Annotated in this window: 13 protein-coding genes and 1 pseudogene; 10 read left to right on the top strand and 4 right to left on the bottom strand. The window is 73.4% G+C overall.

The window, feature by feature from the left end; genetic code table 11:
- The first annotated feature begins 326 nt into the window (after positions 1 to 326).
- The 6 genes and pseudogenes from leuS (at position 327) to ACFYYT_RS08845 (ending at position 9,916) form a co-directional block, all read left to right on the top strand.
- On the top strand, positions 327 to 3,200 hold the full coding sequence (gene leuS, locus ACFYYT_RS08870; RefSeq protein ID WP_351819017.1) for a leucine--tRNA ligase: 2,874 nt from the start codon (positions 327 to 329) through the stop codon (positions 3,198 to 3,200).
- 135 nt (positions 3,201 to 3,335) lie between these two features.
- Positions 3,336 to 4,133, top strand: coding sequence for a hypothetical protein (locus tag ACFYYT_RS08865; protein ID WP_351819020.1), 798 nt, complete (start codon positions 3,336 to 3,338; stop codon positions 4,131 to 4,133).
- An 84-nt stretch (positions 4,134 to 4,217) separates the two neighbouring features.
- A complete protein-coding gene (locus ACFYYT_RS08860) occupies positions 4,218 to 5,063 on the top strand; it encodes a DegV family protein (protein WP_351819023.1) in 846 nt (281 codons plus the stop codon).
- A gap of 815 nt (positions 5,064 to 5,878) precedes the next feature.
- Positions 5,879 to 6,463 carry a helix-hairpin-helix domain-containing protein gene (locus ACFYYT_RS08855; RefSeq protein ID WP_388607236.1) on the top strand — a complete coding sequence of 195 codons (585 nt, stop codon included), beginning with the start codon at positions 5,879 to 5,881 and terminating at the stop codon, positions 6,461 to 6,463.
- Positions 6,460 to 8,898, top strand: a pseudogene (locus tag ACFYYT_RS08850) (ComEC/Rec2 family competence protein); the annotation flags it as partial. The gene ACFYYT_RS08855 and the pseudogene ACFYYT_RS08850, both read left to right, overlap by 4 nt.
- 136 nt (positions 8,899 to 9,034) lie before the next feature.
- The gene (locus tag ACFYYT_RS08845; RefSeq protein ID WP_351819025.1) at positions 9,035 to 9,916 is read left to right on the top strand and encodes a YceI family protein; all 882 of its coding nucleotides are present in this window, start codon (positions 9,035 to 9,037) and stop codon (positions 9,914 to 9,916) included.
- A gap of 14 nt (positions 9,917 to 9,930) precedes the next feature.
- Here ACFYYT_RS08845 and ACFYYT_RS08840 read toward each other — a convergent pair whose 3' ends face one another.
- Complete coding sequence (locus ACFYYT_RS08840) at positions 9,931 to 10,173, bottom strand: hypothetical protein (protein WP_351819028.1); 243 nt, start codon at positions 10,171 to 10,173, stop codon at positions 9,931 to 9,933.
- A 61-nt stretch (positions 10,174 to 10,234) separates the two neighbouring features.
- On the opposite strand from ACFYYT_RS08840, the gene holA reads away from it, so the two are divergent.
- The gene (gene holA / locus ACFYYT_RS08835) at positions 10,235 to 11,227 is read left to right on the top strand and encodes a DNA polymerase III subunit delta (protein WP_351819031.1); all 993 of its coding nucleotides are present in this window, start codon (positions 10,235 to 10,237) and stop codon (positions 11,225 to 11,227) included.
- Positions 11,228 to 11,412: 185 nt separating this feature from the next.
- On the opposite strand, the gene rpsT is transcribed toward holA, so the two are convergent.
- Positions 11,413 to 11,679, bottom strand: coding sequence for a 30S ribosomal protein S20 (gene rpsT / locus ACFYYT_RS08830; protein WP_266838956.1), 267 nt, complete (start codon positions 11,677 to 11,679; stop codon positions 11,413 to 11,415).
- Positions 11,680 to 11,890: 211 nt separating this feature from the next.
- Here rpsT and lepA point away from each other — a divergent pair, with 211 nt between their 5' ends.
- The 3 genes from lepA (at position 11,891) to hemW (ending at position 17,227) form a co-directional block, all read left to right on the top strand.
- The gene (gene lepA / locus ACFYYT_RS08825) at positions 11,891 to 13,756 is read left to right on the top strand and encodes a translation elongation factor 4 (protein WP_351819034.1); all 1,866 of its coding nucleotides are present in this window, start codon (positions 11,891 to 11,893) and stop codon (positions 13,754 to 13,756) included.
- 289 nt (positions 13,757 to 14,045) lie between these two features.
- Positions 14,046 to 15,938: an AMP-dependent synthetase/ligase gene (locus tag ACFYYT_RS08820; RefSeq protein ID WP_351819037.1), complete on the top strand. Its 1,893-nt coding sequence runs from the start codon at positions 14,046 to 14,048 to the stop codon at positions 15,936 to 15,938.
- Positions 15,939 to 15,994: 56 nt separating this feature from the next.
- A complete protein-coding gene (gene hemW, locus ACFYYT_RS08815; protein ID WP_351819040.1) occupies positions 15,995 to 17,227 on the top strand; it encodes a radical SAM family heme chaperone HemW in 1,233 nt (410 codons plus the stop codon).
- Between the two features lie 28 nt (positions 17,228 to 17,255).
- On the opposite strand, the gene ACFYYT_RS08810 is transcribed toward hemW, so the two are convergent.
- Positions 17,256 to 18,059, bottom strand: a complete 804-nt coding sequence (locus ACFYYT_RS08810) for a DUF3097 domain-containing protein (RefSeq protein WP_351819043.1) — start codon at positions 18,057 to 18,059, stop codon at positions 17,256 to 17,258.
- Positions 18,060 to 18,087: 28 nt separating this feature from the next.
- Positions 18,088 to 18,819 carry an MBL fold metallo-hydrolase gene (locus tag ACFYYT_RS08805; RefSeq protein ID WP_351819046.1) on the bottom strand — a complete coding sequence of 244 codons (732 nt, stop codon included), beginning with the start codon at positions 18,817 to 18,819 and terminating at the stop codon, positions 18,088 to 18,090.
- Between the last annotated feature and the right edge of the window lie 142 nt (positions 18,820 to 18,961).

Genomic DNA, 18,961 nt, shown 5'->3' with positions numbered 1-18,961 from the left:
GCTCGGGTATATACCAATGTTGTTAGTCCCCGTGATTGGCTGGGTGCTGGACTGTATAAAATTACTCTTACCATCCAGCGTGTCAGCCGCGGCCCCCCGGGGGGGGGGGCCCCGCTTCTCGTTGTGCGGAACGGCCGAGCGACGGCCGGGGCCGCTGCGGTACCCTGGCGCCATGCGTGCCGTACGCCTTCTGCTTACCGAGCCGCGCTGATCAGTACCGACCCTTCGAGACGGTCGGCATCGGCGCGGCGTCCCCTCCTGTGCGAGGGGTTTTTTCGTTTGGGCAGGCAGAGACGGCAGAGACGATCGATGGAGCTTCAGAAATCATGAGCGAGACGAACACCCCGGCCCCCGAGGCGGCCGAGGGGCACCGTTACACGGCTGCCATGGCCGCCGACATCGAGGCACGCTGGCAGGACGTATGGGACGCGGAGGGCACCTACGAGGCGCCGAACCCGAGCGGTGACCTGGCCGGTGACCCCGCGGTCGTCGCCCGGCCCAAGAAGTTCATCATGGACATGTTCCCGTACCCGTCCGGCGCGGGGCTGCACGTCGGCCACCCGCTCGGGTACATCGCCACCGACGTCTTCGCCCGCCACCAGCGGATGTCCGGCCACAACGTCCTGCACACCCTGGGCTTCGACGCCTTCGGCCTGCCGGCCGAGCAGTACGCCGTGCAGACCGGCACGCACCCGCGCGTGTCGACCGAGGCGAACATCGCGAACATGAAGGTCCAGCTGCGCCGGCTGGGCCTGGGCCACGACAAGCGCCGCTCGGTCTCCACGATCGACCCCGAGTACTACAAGTGGACGCAGTGGATCTTCCTGCAGATCTACAACTCCTGGTACGACACCGACGCGAACAAGGCCCGCCCGATCGCCGAGCTGGTCGCCGCGTTCGAGGACGGCACCCGTGAGGTCCCCGGCGGCCGCTCCTGGGCGGAGCTGACCGCGGGCGAGCGGGCCGACGTACTGAACGGCTTCCGGCTGGCCTACGCCTCCGACGCGCCCGTGAACTGGTGCCCCGGGCTGGGCACCGTACTGGCCAACGAGGAGGTCACCGCGGACGGCCGCTCCGAGCGCGGCAACTTCCCGGTCTTCAAGGCCAAGCTGAGCCAGTGGAACATGCGGATCACGGCCTACGCCGACCGCCTGCTGGACGACCTGGACGCGCTGGACTGGCCCGAGGCCATCAAGCTGCAGCAGCGCAACTGGATCGGCCGCAGCGAGGGCGCGCGCGTCGACTTCCCCGTCGGTGACGCGGGCGCGATCACCGTCTTCACCACCCGCCCCGACACGCTGTTCGGCGCGACCTACATGGTCCTGGCGCCCGAGCACGAGCTGGTCGGCTCCGTCGTCCCGGCCGCCTGGCCCGAGGGCACCCACTCCGTGTGGACCGGCGGCTACGCCACCCCGGCCGAGGCCGTCGACGCGTACCGCAAGCAGGCCGCCTCGAAGTCGGACGTCGAGCGGCAGGCCGAGGCCAAGGACAAGACCGGCGTCTTCACCGGCGCGTACGCGACCAACCCGGTCAGCGGCGAGCAGGTCCCCGTCTTCATCGCCGACTACGTCCTGATGGGCTACGGCACCGGCGCGATCATGGCCGTTCCGGCGCACGACGCCCGCGACTTCGAGTTCGCGCGCGCCTTCGAGCTGCCGATCCGCTGCGTCGTCGAGCCCACCGACGGCCGCGGCACCGACCCGGCCGAGTGGGACGACGCCTTCGTCGCCCACGACGCGAAGCTGGTGAACTCGGCCGGTGAGGGCATCTCCCTGGACGGCCTGGGCGTCGTCGAGGCCAAGGCCGCCATCACGGACTGGCTGGCGGGGCGCGGCATCGGCGAGGGCACCGTCAACTTCCGCCTGCGCGACTGGCTGTTCAGCCGCCAGCGGTACTGGGGCGAGCCCTTCCCGATCGTCTACGACGAGGACGGCGTCGCGCACCCGCTGCCCGAGTCGATGCTGCCGCTGGAGCTGCCGGAGGTCGAGGACTACTCCCCGCGTACCTTCGAGCCCGACGACGCCACCTCCAAGCCGGAGACCCCGCTGTCGCGCAACGAGGCGTGGGTCGACGTGGAGCTGGACCTGGGCGACGGCGCGGGCGTCAAGCGCTACCGGCGCGAGACCAACACCATGCCCAACTGGGCCGGCTCCTGCTGGTACGAGCTGCGCTACCTGGACCCGACCAACGCGTCGGCCCTGGTCGACCCGGAGATCGAGCAGTACTGGATGGGCCCGCGCGAGGGCGCGCCGCACGGCGGCGTCGACCTGTACGTGGGCGGCGCCGAGCACGCGGTGCTGCACCTGCTGTACGCGCGCTTCTGGTCCAAGGTCCTGTTCGACCTGGGCCACGTCTCCTCGGCCGAGCCGTTCCACAAGCTGTTCAACCAGGGCATGATCCAGGCGTACGCCTACACCGACGCGCGCGGCGTCTACGTGCCGGCGGCCGAGGTCGAGGAGCGCGACGGCGCCTACTTCTACCAGGGCGAGCCGGTCAAGCGCGAGCACGGCAAGATGGGCAAGTCCCTGAAGAACGCCGTCACGCCCGACGAGATCTGCGAGGAGTACGGCGCGGACACCCTGCGCCTGTACGAGATGGCCATGGGTCCGCTGGACGTCTCGCGCCCGTGGGACACGCGCGCGGTGGTCGGCCAGTACCGGCTGCTGCAGCGCCTGTGGCGCAACGTCGTCGACGAGGAGACCGGCGCGGTCACCGTCGTGGACGCGGAGCCGGGCGAGGACACCCTGCGCGCCCTGCACAAGGCGATCGACGGAGTCGGCGGGGACATGGCGGGCCTGCGGTTCAACACCGCCATCGCCAAGATCACCGAGCTGAACAACACGCTGACGAAGGCGGGCCGGCCGCTGGAGCGCTCGGTCGCCGAGCGGCTGGTGCTGCTGGTCGCCCCGCTGGCGCCGCACATCGCGGAGGAGCTGTGGCACCGCCTGGGCCACACCGACTCGGTGGTCCACCAGGACTTCCCGGTCGCGGACCCGGCGTACGTGGTGGACGAGAGCGTCACCTGCGTGGTGCAGGTCAAGGGGAAGGTCAAGGCGCGCCTGGAGGTGCCGCCGACCATCTCCGAGGCCGACCTGGAGCAGCTGGCGGTCACCGACGAGGGCGTCGTGGCGGCGTTGGGCGGGGCCGAGATCCGCAAGGTGATCGTGCGCGCGCCGAAGCTGGTGAACATCGTCATCTGAGGGTGACCGGCCCGCCCCCGCGGCGGGTCATGAGGGTCATCCCGTACGGGCAGGTTGGGGGTTCGTCTGGAACCCCTGGCCTGCCCGTGGCGTTTACCGTGGAGGGAGCGGGGACGGCGGACGAAAGGGAACCTCATGGAGGCGGGCGCTTTGATCATCTTTGCCCTGTTGGTGCTGTTCGCCTTTCTGGGGCTGGGTGTGTGGGTCACGGTGAAGGCCGTCGGAGCGGCCAAGCGGGGCGTTGACCGGACGATCAGCCAGGCCCGGCGCACCGTCGAGGACACGACCCTGAAGGCCAAGAGCTTCAGCCAGGTCGGGGTCACGGGGGCGCTGGCACAGCTGCGGCTGGACCTGCGGACGTCGATGCGGGCCACGCAGCAGGCGCTCTACCAGGGGGTGCAGTCGGACGCCTCCCTGAAGGAATCGATCTCCCTCTTCGAGCGGCTGAGCGCCCACGGGCACGAGCTGGACGACGAGCTGAAGCGGCTGGAGCAGGAGCCGGACCGGCGGCGCATCGCGGAGGGCCTTCCCGACCTGCGGGAACGCACCGCGAAGGTCACGCAGGCCGCGGATTCGCTGCGGTGGGCGGCGCGCGACCGTGCGCGCAGGTTCGCGGACGACGACCTGACGGCGCTGTCCGAGCAGATCGAGATGGAGTCGGGCGCGCTGCGGGACTGGTCACGGGAGTCGGTGGACGACCTCGCCGCGGCCGCGGCCGCGTGGGACGCGGGTGTGGACGCGGGTGTGGCGGGCGGGTCGGTGCCCGGGACGCAGCGTGGTGCGGGTGCGGGTGCGGGTGCGGGCGTCGAGGGCAGTGGGCAGTCTGAGCCGCGGGGTGCGGCCGGGGAGTCACGGCCGGCCGCGCTGAACCCGGCGGCACCGGCTGCCCGGCACCCCTGGCAGAAGGCCCCGCGGCCGGAGGCCACCACCTGAGGGCGGGGTGCCAGGTGGGTCCGCAGGGGCGGGTGCGAGGGTCCGGGCTGCCGGATCGAGGCGTGTGGCGGTAACCTCCGGCTCATGTCCCGCCATGTCGCGATCGTCACCGATTCCACGGCCTACCTGCCCCCTTCGGCGATGGCGCGGCACGGAATCACCTCCGTCCCCCTGACCGTGGTCCTGGGGGACCAGGCCCTTGAGGAGGGCACGGAGATCTCGGCCCGCAGCCTGGCCGTGGCCCTCCAGAAACGCCGGTCGGTCACGACCTCCCGCCCCGGCCCGGAGGAGTTCGTACGGGCCTACCGGGCGGCGGCGGAGGCGGGCGCGACCGGAATCGTCAGCCTGCACCTCTCCGCCGAGTTCTCCGGCACCTACGACGCCGCCGTGGTCGCGGCGAAGACGGCTCCCGTACCGGTCCGGGTCGTCGACACCGGGATGGTCGCGATGGCCCTCGGCTTCTGCGCCCTCGCCGCCGCGGAAGCGGCCGACGCCGGGGGCTCCGTCGACGAGGCCGTCGCCGCCGCCGAGAAGCGGGCCGGGGAGATGTCGGCGTACTTCTACGTGGACACCCTCGACTACCTGCGCCGCGGCGGCCGGATCGGGGCCGCGCAGGCGCTCCTCGGCTCGGCACTGGCGGTCAAGCCGCTGCTGACGCTGGACGGCGGGCGGATCGAGATGCTGGAGAAGGTGCGGACGGCCTCGAAGGCCATCGCCCGCCTGGAGGAGCTGGCGGTCGAGCGGGCCGGGACGCGGAGCGTCGACGTCGCCGTGCACCACCTGTCGGCGCCGGAGCGGGCCGAGAAGCTCGCGGAGCGGCTGCGCGAGCGGATCCCCGGTCTGGTGGAACTGCACGTGAGCGAGGTCGGGGCGGTGATCGGCGCGCACACCGGGCCGGGGCTGCTGGCGGCGGTCGTTTCGCCCCGCTGATCACCGGAACGGGTGACGGGGTTATCCACAATGGGGGCTCCATCCACCGGAATTGAGGGTTCCGAACGGGGGTCGGGGATCGGGCCTAGCGTCGGGGCATGACGACTTTGCGAGCGCGTGTGGCGAGGCCCTCCGAGGCCTCCGAGGTGGTGGACGGGGCGCCCGGCGGTGAGGGGCCTGACCCCGGTGCCGGGGTGGTGGGCCGTGCGGCCGGGGCCGGTGGTGGCGGGGCCCGGGTTGGTGGGGCCGGGGTCCGGGCTGGCGCTGCCGGCAGCGGGCCGGGGCGGTGGCGCGGCTCTGACGGACGGCTGCGGGAGCGGAGGCGGGCAGGGCCCGACCCCGCCGTACTGCGGCGCCGTGCCGAAGCTCTGTTGGGGGGTGCGGCGCCACCGGGGGTGGTGGGCGCTGAGTCGGGTGCGGGTGCGGGTGCGGGTGCGGGGGCTGAGGCCGGTGGGGTTCGGGTGGCCGATCCGCCGGGGGATGTGGAGCCCTGGCTGGGTGCCTATCCGCGGGCTTGGCCCGAGCCGGCGGGGGCTGCTGCCGGGGCCGTGGGGGCGGGGGTGGCGGGCGGGCCGCCGGACGAGGGCGGCGGGGGCGAGCGGCCGGTGGAGAGGGCTGCGCGTGGTCCGGAGCCGGGTGGGGGTGCCGTCGAGGCCGGTGCCGGGGCGTCTGCCGGTGCCTTTGGGGGAGCCGGGGTCCGGGAGGGCGTCGGGGGTGTTGCCGCCGGGGCGGGGGTTCCGGGTGGGTGGCGGCTGGGGGTGCGGGAGCGGCTGCCGGTGTGGTTGCAGGCCCGGTGCGGGGTGGAGCCGCGGACGGTGGCCGCCGTCGCCGTGGTGCTGGCCGCGGCCGTGGGGTTCGCCGCCCAGCAGTACTGGTCCGGGCGGCCGCAGGCGGTCACGGCCCCGGCGGTGGTCGCCCCGGTATCGGCAGCGGCATCGGCCGTGCCGGTGGGGCCCGGGTCCGCTACGGCGGGCACCCGCATCGTGGTGGACGTCGGCGGCAAGGTCCGGGAGCCCGGGGTGCGGCGGCTGCCCGGTGGCTCCCGGGTCCAGGACGCGCTGACCGCCGCCGGAGGAGTGCGGCCCGGCACCGACACCACCGGGCTCAATCTGGCCCGGGTGCTGGTGGACGGCGAACAGGTGCTGGTGGGGGCCACCGCGCAGCCCGCTCCGGGGGGTGGTGGGCCCGGGGGCGGGCCGCCCGGCCCCGGCCCGCTGAGCCTCGCCACCGCGACCGTGGAGCAACTGGACGGACTGCCCGGGGTGGGCCCGGTGCTGGCCCGGCACATCGTCGACTTCCGCACCGCCCGGGGCGGGTTCCGGGGTGTGGAGGACCTCCGGCAGGTCGACGGCATCGGCGAGCGCAGGTTCGCAGACCTGCGCGGGCTGGTGCGGCCGTGAGCGCCCCCGGGGAGCTCGGCGTGGCGCGCGGTGGGCCGGAGCAGGCCGGGCTCGGGCCGGCGGCGGGGGCCGGGGCGGGGGCAGGGGCGACGGACCTGCGGCTGGCGGGGCCCGCGGTGGCCGCCTGGGGGGCTGCCGCCCTCGCGCTCGGGCTGCCCGTGGGGTGGACCGCCGCCGGGGCGGGGCTCGCGGTGGCCGCGGCGGGGGTGCTGCTGCTGGCGGCGGGTCGCCGGGCGCAGCCGGCCTGGCGGGTCGGGGTGGCCGCGGCTGCCGCGCTGCTGTGCGCGGCCGCCGGGGCGGGGGTGGCCGGGCTGGAGCGGGCCGAAGCCCGGGCGGGGCCGGTGGCGGGGCTGGCCCGGGAGCACGCCCGGGTCCTCGCGGAGCTCACCGTCGGGTCCGACCCCCGGGCCGCCCGGGGCGGGAGCGGGCCGCCCGTGGTGGCGCTGGACGCGGTGGTGACCCGGGTGACGGGGCCGGACGGGACGCGCACCCGGGTGCGGACGCCGGTACGGGTGCTGGCCGGGCATCCGGGATGGGCCGGGCTCCAGCCGTCGACCCGGGTGGCGGTGGTCGCCCGGCTGGCGCCGGGCCGGGACGGGGAACGCGCCGTGGCGCTCCTGCGTCCGGCGGCGGACGCCCCGCCCGTGGTGAGCGGGGGCCCCGATGCGGCGCAGCGCGTCGCCGGGACCCTGCGCGCCGGGCTGCGGGAGGCCACCGAGGGGCTCCCGGCCGATGCCAGGGCCCTGCTGCCGGGGCTGGTGGTCGGGGACACCTCCCGGGTGCCGCCCGATCTGCACGCGGCGTTCGAAGCCACCGATCTGCTGCACCTGCTGGCCGTCTCCGGATCCAACCTGACGGTGGTGCTGTACCTGCTCATCGGGGCCCCGTCCCGGGCGCAGCACGTCGAGCGGAGCGGGCTCGCGCCCCGGCTGGGGCTCTCGCTGCGGGCCACCGCGCTGGGCGGGGCCGCGCTGACGCTGGGCTTCGTGGCGGTGTGCCGGCCCGAGCCCAGCGTGCTGCGGGCCGCCGCCTGCGGGGCGGTGACCCTGCTCGCCCTCGCCACCGGGCGGCGCAGGTCCCTGATCCCGGCGCTGGCCGGGGCGGTGCTGCTGCTGGTGCTGTACGACCCGTGGCTGGCCCGGAGCTACGGGTTCCTGCTCTCGGTGCTGGCCACGGGGGCGCTGCTGACCCTCGGGCCCCGGTGGGGGCAGGCCCTGCGGCGGCGCGGGATGCGGCCGCGCCTCGCCGACGCCCTGGGGGCCGCCGCCGCGGCGCAGGCGGTGTGCGCGCCGGTGGTGGTCGTGCTTTCCGCCCGGGTGAGTCTCGTCGCGGTGCCGTGCAACCTGCTGGCGGAGCTCGCGGCGGGGCCGGCCACGGTGCTCGGCTTCGCGGCGCTGGCCATGGCCCCGGTGTGGATGGGGGCGGCGAAGCTGCTCGCCTGGTGCGCCGGGGTGCCGGCCGGGTGGATCGCCGCCGTGGCCCGGACCGGGGCCCGGCTGCCGGGGGCGGAGCTGCCCTGGCCGGGCGGGCTCGGCGGGGGGCTGTTGCTGGGGGTGGTCACGCTGGCCGTCGTCGGGTTCGGGGTCCGGTACGGGCGGCTGCGGGCGGTGCGGTGGGGGCTGGTGGTGTTGCTGCTGGTCGTGGTGCTGAGGCCGCCCCTGCTGACCCGGACGCTGACCGGCTGGCCGCCGCCGGACTGGCGATACGTCCAGTGCGCCGTCGGCCAGGGGGACGCCGCCGTACTGTCCGCCGGGCCGGGGACGGCCGTCGTCGTGGACGCGGGGCCGGAGCCCGCGCCGGTGGACGCCTGTCTGCGCGCCCTGGGTGTGAGTCGCGTCCCACTGCTCCTGCTGACCCACTTCCACGCGGACCACGTCGGAGGGCTCTCCGGGGTGCTGAGGGGCCGGTCCGTCGGTGTGATTCAGACCACCACCCTGGAAGAGCCGCCCGGGCAGGCCGCGATGGTGCGGCGGCTCGCCGCCGCGGCCGGGGTGCCCGTGGTGGCGGCGGGTGCGGGGGAGCGGCGCCGGGCCGGGCCGCTGGAGTGGCGGGTGCTGTGGCCGTCAGCCTCCGGGCCGCCGCCGGAGGGACCCAACGACGCCAGCGTCGTCCTGCTGGTGCGCACGGCGGGGCTGACGCTCCTGCTGCCGGGCGATCTCGAACCGCCTTCCCAGCAGGCCCTCTTGAGGGAGCATCCGGAGCTGGGGCCGGTGGACGTCCTCAAGGTGGCCCATCACGGTTCGGCGCACCAGGACCCCGGGCTGCTGGAAAGGATCCGGCCACGGCTCGCCATCGTCCCCGTCGGTGCGGACAACCGCTACGGGCACCCCGCACCGGGTACGCTCTCGCAGCTGAAGGCCCGTGGGACGGCCGTGCTGCGCACCGACGAGGACGGCTCCGTGGCCGTCACCGCGAGCGGTGCGGGAATGCGAGCGTTTCCGGCCGGACGGCGGCGGACCCGGCCCGGGCATACCGGGCGCCACCGCTCTGTTTGCCCACAACCCGACAGCATGATCGAATGCGTCTTCGCCAGAGCGGTCCAAGTCCACACAGCACGGGGGTGCATCAGCCATGTTCGGACGCCGACGGGGGATGGAGACGGCCGGAAGTGCCGGCTCACACACATCAGCGACCCTGACCCTGCCGCCCACGGCCCGGCTGCTCAGCTGCCGGGTGCTCGACACGGTCCACCAGCCGGTGCGCCAGGCCAAGTTCGAGGTCACCGACCCGATCGGCAGACGGGTCGTCACCGGGGAGACGGACCCCTACGGGGGGTTCACGGCCGCCGTGCCGGAGGGGGAGTACCGGCTCTCCGTCACCGCCGAGGGCTACGCGCCCTTCCACGGAGCGACGCTGGTGGGGGACCCGGCGCAGCCCGGCACGGCGGAGATCATCCTGGACGCGGTGGAGCCGCCGCTGCTGCCGCAGCCCGGGCACTGGGAACTCGACCCGACGCACTCGTCGATCGTGTTCACCGCCCGCCACATCGGCTTCGCCCGGATCCACGGCCGGTTCACGACCTTCGCCGGCGCGGTACGGATAGCCGAGCGCATGGAGGACTCCTCCATGCACGTCATCATCGACGCGGCCAGCATCGACACGGGTCTGCGGATGCGGGACGACCACCTGCGGTCCGCGGACTTCCTCGACGCCGCCCGCTACCCGACGGTGGAGTTCTACAGCGAGCGCTTCATCCACCGCAGCGGCAGCCGCTGGGCGGTGGCCGGGGCGCTCACCCTGCACGGCGTCAGCCGGTCCGTGACCCTCGACACCCAGTACCTGGGCACCGGTACGGGCCTGGAGGGGGAGCCGCGGGCGGCCTGCCGGTCCACCGCCGAGCTGCCCCGCGAGGACTTCGCCCTGAACTGGCAGTCGATCCTGGCGCACGGCGTCGCGGCGATCGGGCCGAGCGTGGAAGTGGGGCTGGACGTCCAGATCGTCCACAAGGCGTAGGCGCCGGTCCGCCGTTACGGGGCTTCCAGCCAGCCCTCGTACTCGGCGGCGAGGCCGTCCAGCGCGGTGGCGTCGAGCCGTTCCCGCGGGTCCTCGACGACGACCAGCCACTGGGCGTCCTCGGCGTCGTCCTCGCCGGCGAGGGCGTCGCGGACCAACTGGGGTTCCTCGGGCAGGCCGAAGCGGTCGGCGGCCTCCCGGGCCACCTCCTCGGCGGCGTCGCGGTCGGGCAGGACCAGTACATGTCGCACGTTCACCCGACCATTCTCGGGCACCGGGAGCGGGGGACTGTCGGTGGGCCGTGGGATGCTGGGGACGATGGCCACCAGGAAGAACCCCACCGACGAACCGCTTGCCCCGCTCACCCTCGCGGTGGGGCAGGAGGACCTGCTGCTCGACCGTGCCGTGCGGGAGGTGGTGACGGCGGCCCGCGCCGTCGACACCGACACCGATGTGCGCGACCTCACCTCCGACCAGCTCCAGCCCGGCACGCTGGCCGAACTGACCAGCCCCTCGCTGTTCTCCGAGCGCAAGGTCCTGATCGTCCGCAACGCGCAGGACCTGGGCGCGGACACGGTGAAGGAGGTCAAGGCCTACATCGCCGCGCCGTACGAGGAGATCTCCCTGGTCCTGCTGCACGCCGGCGGGGTCAAGGGCAAGGGCCTGCTGGACGCGGCCCGCAAGGCGGGGGCCCGGGAGGTCGCCTGCCCGAAGATGACGAAGGCGGCGGACCGGCTGTCCTTCGTACGGGGCGAGTTCCGGACGCTGGGGCGTTCCGCGACCCCCGAGGCGTGCCAGAACCTGGTCGACGCGATCGGCAGCGACCTGCGGGAACTGGCGAGCGCCGTGACGCAGCTGTGCGCGGACGTCGAGGGCACCATCGACGAGGCCGTGGTCGGCCGCTACTACACCGGCCGGGCCGAGGCCTCCAGCTTCACCGTCGCCGACCGGGCGGTGGAGGGGCGGGCCGCCGAGGCCCTGGAGGCCCTGCGCTGGTCCCTGTCCACCGGGGTGGCACCGGTACTGATCACCAGCGCGCTGGCCCAGGCGGTCCGGGCGATCGGGAAGCTGGCCTCCGCACCGCGCGGGGCCCGCCCGGGCGACCTCGCGCGGGACCTCGGCATGCCGCCGTGGAAGATCGACCGGGTCCGTCAGCAGATGCGCGGCTGGTCGGCGGACGCCGTCTCCGACGCGCTGCGCGCCGTGGCCGCGGCCGACGCGGGGGTCAAGGGCGGCGGCGACGACCCCGAGTACGCCCTGGAGAAGGCGGTCGTCGCCGTGGCCCGCGCGGCCCGCCCCCAGCGCCACTGACCGCGCCCCCGGGCAGCACGAAAGCCCCGGTCGCCGCCCTGGGGAAGGGTGGTGGCCGGGGCTTTCGTCTACTGCTGGAGTGCGCCGCACCCGCGTGGCGAACGCAGGCCGCGTGCGGCGCGGTGAGCCGGTCCGGAGCGGGAGAGAGGGCCCGCTGGGTCCTTACCGGCGTTTCACATCAGAGCTCAGCCCTGGAGGGTGGCAACCTTGGTGGCCAGCGCCGACTTCTTGTTGGCGGCGGCGTTCTTGTGGATGACACCCTTCGAGACAGCCTTGTCGAGCGCACGCGCGGCGGCGCGGGAAGCCACGGTGGCCTTCTCGACGTCACCGGCGAGGACGGCCTCGCGGGCCTTGCGGATCGCGGTCTTGAGCGACGACTTGACGGCCTTGTTACGCAGGCGCGCCTTCTCGTTGGTCTTGTTCCGCTTGATCTGGGACTTGATGTTCGCCACGAAAGAGCCTTTTCAGGTTCAGAGTTTGATCTTCGGATTGTGTCCCGACAGCTGAGAGGGCATACGAGACACAGCTGCCCAGGCTACCAGGCGCGCTCCGACCGGCCCAAACCGAGCGCACTGCCCCGTCCATGGGACCATGGGAGTCTGCGTAAAGATCCGACGAGAGCCGGAAACGCTTCCGACTGCGACCCGAGAATCAGGACACTGCGTGCCCGCGATCCCCAGCCACGTGCCCGAGCCGAGCCGTACCGACCCGGCGCTGATCCGCAACTTCTGCATCATCGCGCACATCGACCACGGCAAGTCGACGCTCGCCGACCGGATGCTGCAGCTCACCGGCGTCGTCGACCAGCGGCAGATGCGCGCCCAGTACCTCGACCGCATGGACATCGAGCGTGAGCGCGGCATCACGATCAAGTCGCAGGCGGTCCGTCTGCCCTGGTCCCCCACGGAGGGTGAGGGGCAGGGCAACACGCACATCCTGAACATGATCGACACCCCCGGCCACGTCGACTTCACCTACGAGGTCTCGCGCTCCCTCGCCGCCTGCGAGGGCACGGTCCTGCTCGTGGACGCCGCCCAGGGCATCGAGGCGCAGACCCTCGCCAACCTGTACCTGGCGATGGAGAAGGACCTCGCGATCGTCCCGGTCCTGAACAAGATCGACCTGCCGGCCGCCCAGCCGGAGAAGTTCGCCGAGGAGCTGGCGAACCTGGTCGGCTGCCAGCCGGAGGACGTGCTGCGGGTCTCGGCGAAGACCGGTCTCGGCGTGGACGCGCTGCTGGACAAGATCGTCGCCACGGTTCCGGCCCCGGTCGGCCCGAAGGACGCCCCGGCCCGCGCGATGATCTTCGACTCGGTCTACGACTCGTACCGCGGCGTCGTGACCTACGTCCGTGTCGTCGACGGCCAGCTCAACAAGCGCGAGCGCATCCGGATGATGTCCACCGGCGCCACCCACGAGCTGCTGGAGATCGGCGTCTCCTCCCCGGAGATGACCCCCTCCGACGGTCTGGGCGTCGGCGAGGTGGGCTACATCATCACCGGCGTGAAGGACGTCCGTCAGTCCAAGGTCGGTGACACCATCACCAGCCTGAACAACGGCGCGACCGAGGCCCTCGGCGGCTACAAGGACCCGCGTCCGATGGTCTTCTCGGGCCTGTACCCGCTCGACGGTTCGGACTACCCGGACCTGCGCGAGGCCCTGGACAAGCTCCAGCTCAACGACGCCGCGCTGGTCTACGAGCCGGAGACCTCGGCGGCGCTGGGCTTCGGCTTCCGCGTCGGCTTCCTCGGCCTGCTCCACCTGGACGTGGTCCGCGAGCGCCTGGAGCGCGAGTTCGGCCTCGACCTGATCGCCACCGCGCCCAACGTGGTCTACCGGGTGGTGCTGGAGGACGGCAAGGAAGTCACCGTCACCAACCCGAGCGAGTTCCCCGAGGGCAAGATCAAGGACGTGTTCGAGCCGGTCGTGCGGGCCACCCTGCTCGCGCCCTCCGAGTTCATCGGCGCGATCATGGAGCTGTGCCAGCAGCGCCGCGGCACCCTCCTCGGCATGGACTACCTCTCCGAGGACCGCGTCGAGATCCGCTACACCCTCCCGCTCGCGGAGATCGTCTTCGACTTCTTCGACCAGCTGAAGTCCAAGACGCGCGGTTACGCCTCCCTCGACTACGAGCCCACCGGCGAGCAGGCCTCCGGCCTGGTCAAGGTCGACATCCTGCTGCACGGCGACAAGGTCGACGCCTTCTCCGCCGTCACCCACAAGGACGCCGCCTACGCCTACGGCGTGCGCCTGGTCGCCAAGCTGCGCGAGCTCATCCCGCGGCAGGCCTTCGAGATCCCGATCCAGGCCGCGATCGGCTCCCGCGTCATCGCCCGCGAGACCATCCGCGCCATCCGCAAGGACGTCCTCGCCAAGTGCTACGGCGGCGACATCTCCCGCAAGCGCAAGCTGCTGGAGAAGCAGAAGGAGGGCAAGAAGCGGATGAAGATGGTCGGCTCCGTGGAGGTCCCGCAGGAGGCCTTCATCGCCGTCCTCTCCAGCGACGAGTCCGGCGCCAAGAAGAAGTAACCGGCCGGTAACCGACAGCTGCCACGAGCCGCAGTACCAAGCGGTCGCCAAGGGCGGGTCAAGAAGCACCCTCACCCCATGTCGGACAAAAGGGCCCACATGCCTACGCATGGGGGCCCTTTTCGTTATCAAGCGGCCGCTCGGGAGCCCTTACGCGGCGGGCGCACGGCCTCTACGCTGATCACTGCTCGATGGTTACTCGCCAGTTTCAAAAGCTGCCAGCACCACCCGCCCGTCCCAAGCGCCCCCACGCCCACGCCCTGCCGCGTGGACCGGTCCGGAGGATGTCGTGAGCGACACACAGACCATGATCGAGAACCGCCCGCCCACCGTGGCGGCCCTCTTCCTTGACCGCGTCGCCGCCACGCCGAACGCGGAGGCCTACCGCTTCCCCGTGCCGGCGGCCGGTCCGGAGGGCGGCCCCGACGACTGGAAGTCGCTCAGCTGGGGCCAGGCGGCCGAGCGGGTCTTCGCCATCGCCGGCGGTCTGATCTCGCTCGGCCTGCGCTCCGAGGAGCGCGTCGCGCTCGCCTCCAACACCCGGGTCGAGTGGATCCTCGCCGACCTCGGCGTGATGTGCGCGGGCGGCGCGGTCACCACCATCTACCCCAGCACCAACGCGGAGGAGTCCTCGTACATCCTCGCGGACTCCGAGAGCCGGGTGCTGATCGCCGAGGACGCGGCCCAGCTGGCGAAGGCGCGCGAGCGCCGGGCCGGCCTGCCGAACCTCGCCCACGTGGTGGTCCTGGAGGCGGCCGACGCGGTTCCCGCCGAGGGTGACCCCGAGGGCTGGGTGCTCTCCCTCGCCGACCTGGAGGCGCGCGGCAACGCGCACCTCGCCGAGCATCCCGAGGCGGTCCGGGAGCGGATCGCGGCCATCACCGCGGACCAGCTCGCCACCCTGATCTACACCTCCGGCACCACCGGCCGCCCCAAGGGCGTCCGGCTGCCGCACGACAACTGGTCGTACATGGCCAAGGCCACCGTGGCCACCGGGCTGATCACCAAGGACGACGTCCAGTACCTGTGGCTGCCGCTGGCCCACGTCTTCGGCAAGGTGCTGACCTCCGGGCAGATCGAGGTCGGCCACGTCACCGCGGTCGACGGCAGGATCGACAAGATCATCGAGAACCTGCCGGTCGTCCAGCCGACCTACATGGCGGCCGTCCCGCGCATCTTCGAGAAGGTCTACAACGGCGTGGCCGCCAAGGCCCGGGCCGGCGGCGGCGCCAAGTACAAGATCTTCCAGTGGTCGGTGGGCGTCGCCCGCGAGTACGCCAAGGTCACCCAGGACAACTTCCGCCGCACCGGCCAGGCCACCGCGCCCTTCGGCCTCGCCACCAAGCACAAGATCGCCGACGCGCTCGTCTACTCCAAGCTCCGCGAGGCCTTCGGCGGCAACCTGCGCGCCGCCGTCTCCGGCGCCTCCGCGCTCGCCCCCGAGATCGGGTACTTCTTCTCCGGCGCGGGCATCCACATCCTGGAGGGCTACGGCCTCACCGAGTCCAGCGCGGCCTCCTTCGTCAACCCCGGCGAGGCCTACCGCACGGGCACCGTCGGCAAGCCGCTGCCCGGCACCGAGGTCCGCATCGCCGACGACGGCGAGGTCCTGCTCCGCGGCCCCGGCATCATGCAGGGCTACCACGGCCAGCCCGACAAGACCGCCGAGGTGCTGGAGAGCGACGGCTGGCTGCACACCGGCGACATCGGCGAGCTGTCGCCCGACGGCTACCTGCGCATCACCGACCGCAAGAAGGACCTGATCAAGACCTCGGGCGGCAAGTACGTCGCCCCGGCCGAGGTCGAGGGCCAGTTCAAGGCGATCTGCCCGTACGTGTCGACCATCGTCGTGCACGGCGCCGACCGGAACTTCTGCTCCGCCCTGATCGCCCTCGACGAGCCGTCGATCCTGGTCTGGGCGGCCGAGAGCGGCCTGGAGGGCAAGACGTACGCACAGGTCCTGGCGGCGCCCGAGACCAGCCGTCTGATCGAGACGTACGTCCAGACCCTCAACGAGGGCCTCCAGCGCTGGCAGACGGTCAAGAAGTTCCGCCTCCTGCCGCGCGACCTGGACGTCGAACACGGCGACCTCACGCCCAGCCTCAAGCTGAAGAGGCCGGTCGTCGAGCGCGAGTTCAAGTACCTCATCGACGAGATGTACGAGGGCGCCCGCGAGGCCTGACCGGGCGCGCCGGCGAGCGCGTAAACGACCTTCGGGCAGTGCGGGACAATGGATCCATGCCTTCCGCACTGCCCGACGGTGAACCCATGCCCGAAGACGGCTCGCTGCCGTCGCACGCCCTGGCGGGTGCCGGGGACCGGCCGCTCGGGTTCTACCTGCACGTTCCGTACTGCGCCACGCGCTGCGGCTACTGCGACTTCAACACCTATACGGCCACCGAGCTGCGGGGCACCGGCGGCGTGCTCGCCTCCCGGGAGAACTACGCCGACACCCTGATCGACGAGGTCCGCCTGGCCCGCAAGGTGCTCGGCGACGACCCCAGGGCCGTACGGACCGTCTTCGTGGGCGGCGGCACGCCCACGCTGCTGCCCGCGCGGGACCTCGTACGGATGCTCGCGGCGATCCGGGACGAGTTCGGGCTGGCCGAGGACGCCGAGGTGACCACCGAGGCCAATCCGGAGTCCGTGGACCCGGCGTACCTCGCGGAGCTCCGCGCGGGCGGCTTCAACCGGATCTCCTTCGGCATGCAGAGCGCGAAGCAGCACGTCCTGAAGGTGCTGGACCGCACGCACACCCCCGGCCGGCCGGAGGCCTGCGTCGCGGAGGCCCGCGCGGCGGGCTTCGAGCACGTCAACCTGGACCTGATCTACGGCACGCCCGGCGAGTCCGACGAGGACTGGCGGGCCACCCTGGCCGCCGCCCTCGGCGCGGGCCCCGACCACATCAGCGCCTACGCCCTGATCGTCGAGGAGGGCACGCAGCTGGCCCGCCGGATCCGCCGCGGCGAGGTCCCGATGACCGACGACGACGTCCACGCCGACCGGTACCTGATCGCCGACTCCGTCATGGCCGCGGCCGGGTACTCCTGGTACGAGGTGTCGAACTGGGCCACCACCGAGGCCGGGCGCTGCCTGCACAACGAGCTGTACTGGCGCGGCGCCGACTGGTGGGGCGCCGGTCCCGGCGCCCACTCGCACGTCGGCGGGGTCCGCTGGTGGAACGTCAAGCACCCCGGCGCCTACGCGGCGGCCCTGGCCGAGGGGCGCTCCCCGGGCGCGGGGCGCGAGCTGCTGTCGGCCGAGGACCGGCGCGTGGAGCGGATCCTGCTGGAGCTGCGCCTGGCAGACGGCGTCCCGCTGTCGCTGCTCGCCCCGGCCGGGCTCGCCGCGGCCGGCCGGGCGCTGGCCGACGGGCTGCTGGAGGCGGCCCCCTATGAGGCCGGCCGCGCGGTACTGACCCTGCGCGGGCGGCTGCTGGCCGACGCGGTGGTCCGGGACCTGGTGGACTGACCGGCCGGCCCCGCCCCCCGGGCGGGGCCTACGCCGGGGCCGTGACGAAGTCGATCAGCTCCTCGACGCGGCCCAGCAGGACGGGCTCCAGGTCCCGGTACGAGGTCACCCGCGACAGGATGTGCCGCCAGGCGGCCCCGGTGTTCTCGGGCCACCCCAGGGCCCGGCACACGCCCGTCTTCCAGTCCTGGCCGCGCGGGACCACCGGCCACGCCGCGATGCCGAGCGCGGACGGTTTCACCGCCTGCCAGACGTCCACGTACGGGTGGCCCACGACCAGCACGTCGGGGCCGTCCACGGACGCCGCGATCCGGGACTCCTTCGAGCCCGGCACCAGGTGGTCCACCAGTACGCCGAGGCGGGCGTCCGGGGCCGGGGCGAAGCCGGCCACCACCGCGGGCAGGTCGTCGACGCCCTCCAGGTACTCCACGACGACCCCCTCGACGCGCAGGTCGTCGCCCCAGACCCGCTCCACCAGCTCGGCGTCGTTGCGGCCCTCCACGTAGATCCGCCCCGCCCGCGCCACCCGGGCCCGCGCGCCCGGGACGGCCAGCGAGCCCGAGGCCGTACGGGCGGGCGCGGCGGACGCCCGCGAGGGGCGGACCAGGGTCACCGCCGCGCCCTCCAGCAGGAAGCCGGCCGGCTCCATCGGGAAGACCCGCCGCTTGCCGAAGCGGTCCTCCAGGGTCACGGTGCCCGCCTCGCAGCCCACCACGGCCCCGCAGAAGTCGGTGCCCGCCACCTCGACCACCAGGTCGGGGTCGGCGGGCACCTCGGGCACGGGCCGGGCGCGCTTCCACTGCGGGGTCAGGTCGGGGGAGTACTCACGCATCCGGCCGACGATAGGAGAGCGGCCCCGCTCACGCCTCCGACACGCCGAACCGGGCGGCCAGTGTGGCGCGTTGCGCACGGACGAAGGCGGCGTCGACCACCGCACCGTGCCCCGGCACGTACAGGGCGTCCTCCCCGCCCAGGGCGAGCAGCCGGTCCAGGGCCGCGGGCCACTGGCCGGGCACCGCGTCCGGGCCGGCCTGGGGTTCGCCCGACTCCTCCACCAGGTCCCCGCAGAACACCGTCTCCCGCTCGCCCGGTACCAGCACGGTCAGGTCGTGCTGCGAGTGCGCGGGCCCGAGGTTGGCCAGCAGCACCCGGGCGCCGCCCAGGTCCAGCGTCCGCTCGTCCGACACCGGGTGCTCCGGCGCCCGCAGCAGGGCCGCCGACCCGGCCGCCTCCGCCCCGTCCAGACCGTGGTGGGAGGCGCTCGCGCACAGCTCCTCGCGGCCGCCCGGGGTCCCCAGGAGCCGGTCCAGGCCGACCGCCCCGTAGAACGCGGCGTCCGCGAAGGCGGGAGAGCCCAGCACGTGGTCGAAATGTCCGTGGGTGAATGCGATATGGGTCACGCTCCGGCCGGTCAGCCGCTCCGCTTCCGACCGCACCAGGGCCCCCTCGCGCACGCACGAACCGGGGTCGACCAGGAGCACCGACTCGTCTCCCACCACCAGTCCCACCGTGCAGTCCCACACCGGAAGCCGTCTGCGCCCGACCCGTCCGGTCAGCCGTTCCCAGCCCGCCTCTTCCCAACGTACGTCCATGCGGCGACGCTACCCTGGCGGGCCGCCCTTGCCCGGGGCGTACCGCCCACCCGTACACTGACCGGGGGTTCTCTGGCACTCGGGTGCTCAGAGTGCCAACGAAGGGCCGGAAGGGCCCGGGGTGACCCGGCCGCGACCGGTC

It is taken from the genome of Streptomyces sp. NPDC002032, assembly GCF_042890765.1.
Taxonomy (GTDB): Bacteria; Actinomycetota; Actinomycetes; order Streptomycetales; family Streptomycetaceae; genus Streptomyces.
Note: the sequence above shows the minus strand (reverse complement) of the source record. Positions and strands in the feature narration are given on the sequence as shown.

Coding starts and splice junctions, on each gene's coding strand:
- ACFYYT_RS08845 (WP_351819025.1), top strand. CDS start 9,035: ATGTTCGGACGCCGACGGGGGATGGAGACGGCCGGAAGTGCCGGCTCA.
- ACFYYT_RS08860 (WP_351819023.1), top strand. CDS start 4,218: ATGTCCCGCCATGTCGCGATCGTCACCGATTCCACGGCCTACCTGCCC.
- ACFYYT_RS08810 (WP_351819043.1), bottom strand. CDS start 18,059: ATGCGTGAGTACTCCCCCGACCTGACCCCGCAGTGGAAGCGCGCCCGG.
- hemW (WP_351819040.1), top strand. CDS start 15,995: ATGCCTTCCGCACTGCCCGACGGTGAACCCATGCCCGAAGACGGCTCG.
- ACFYYT_RS08865 (WP_351819020.1), top strand. CDS start 3,336: ATGGAGGCGGGCGCTTTGATCATCTTTGCCCTGTTGGTGCTGTTCGCC.
- leuS (WP_351819017.1), top strand. CDS start 327: ATGAGCGAGACGAACACCCCGGCCCCCGAGGCGGCCGAGGGGCACCGT.
- ACFYYT_RS08805 (WP_351819046.1), bottom strand. CDS start 18,819: ATGGACGTACGTTGGGAAGAGGCGGGCTGGGAACGGCTGACCGGACGG.
- holA (WP_351819031.1), top strand. CDS start 10,235: ATGGCCACCAGGAAGAACCCCACCGACGAACCGCTTGCCCCGCTCACC.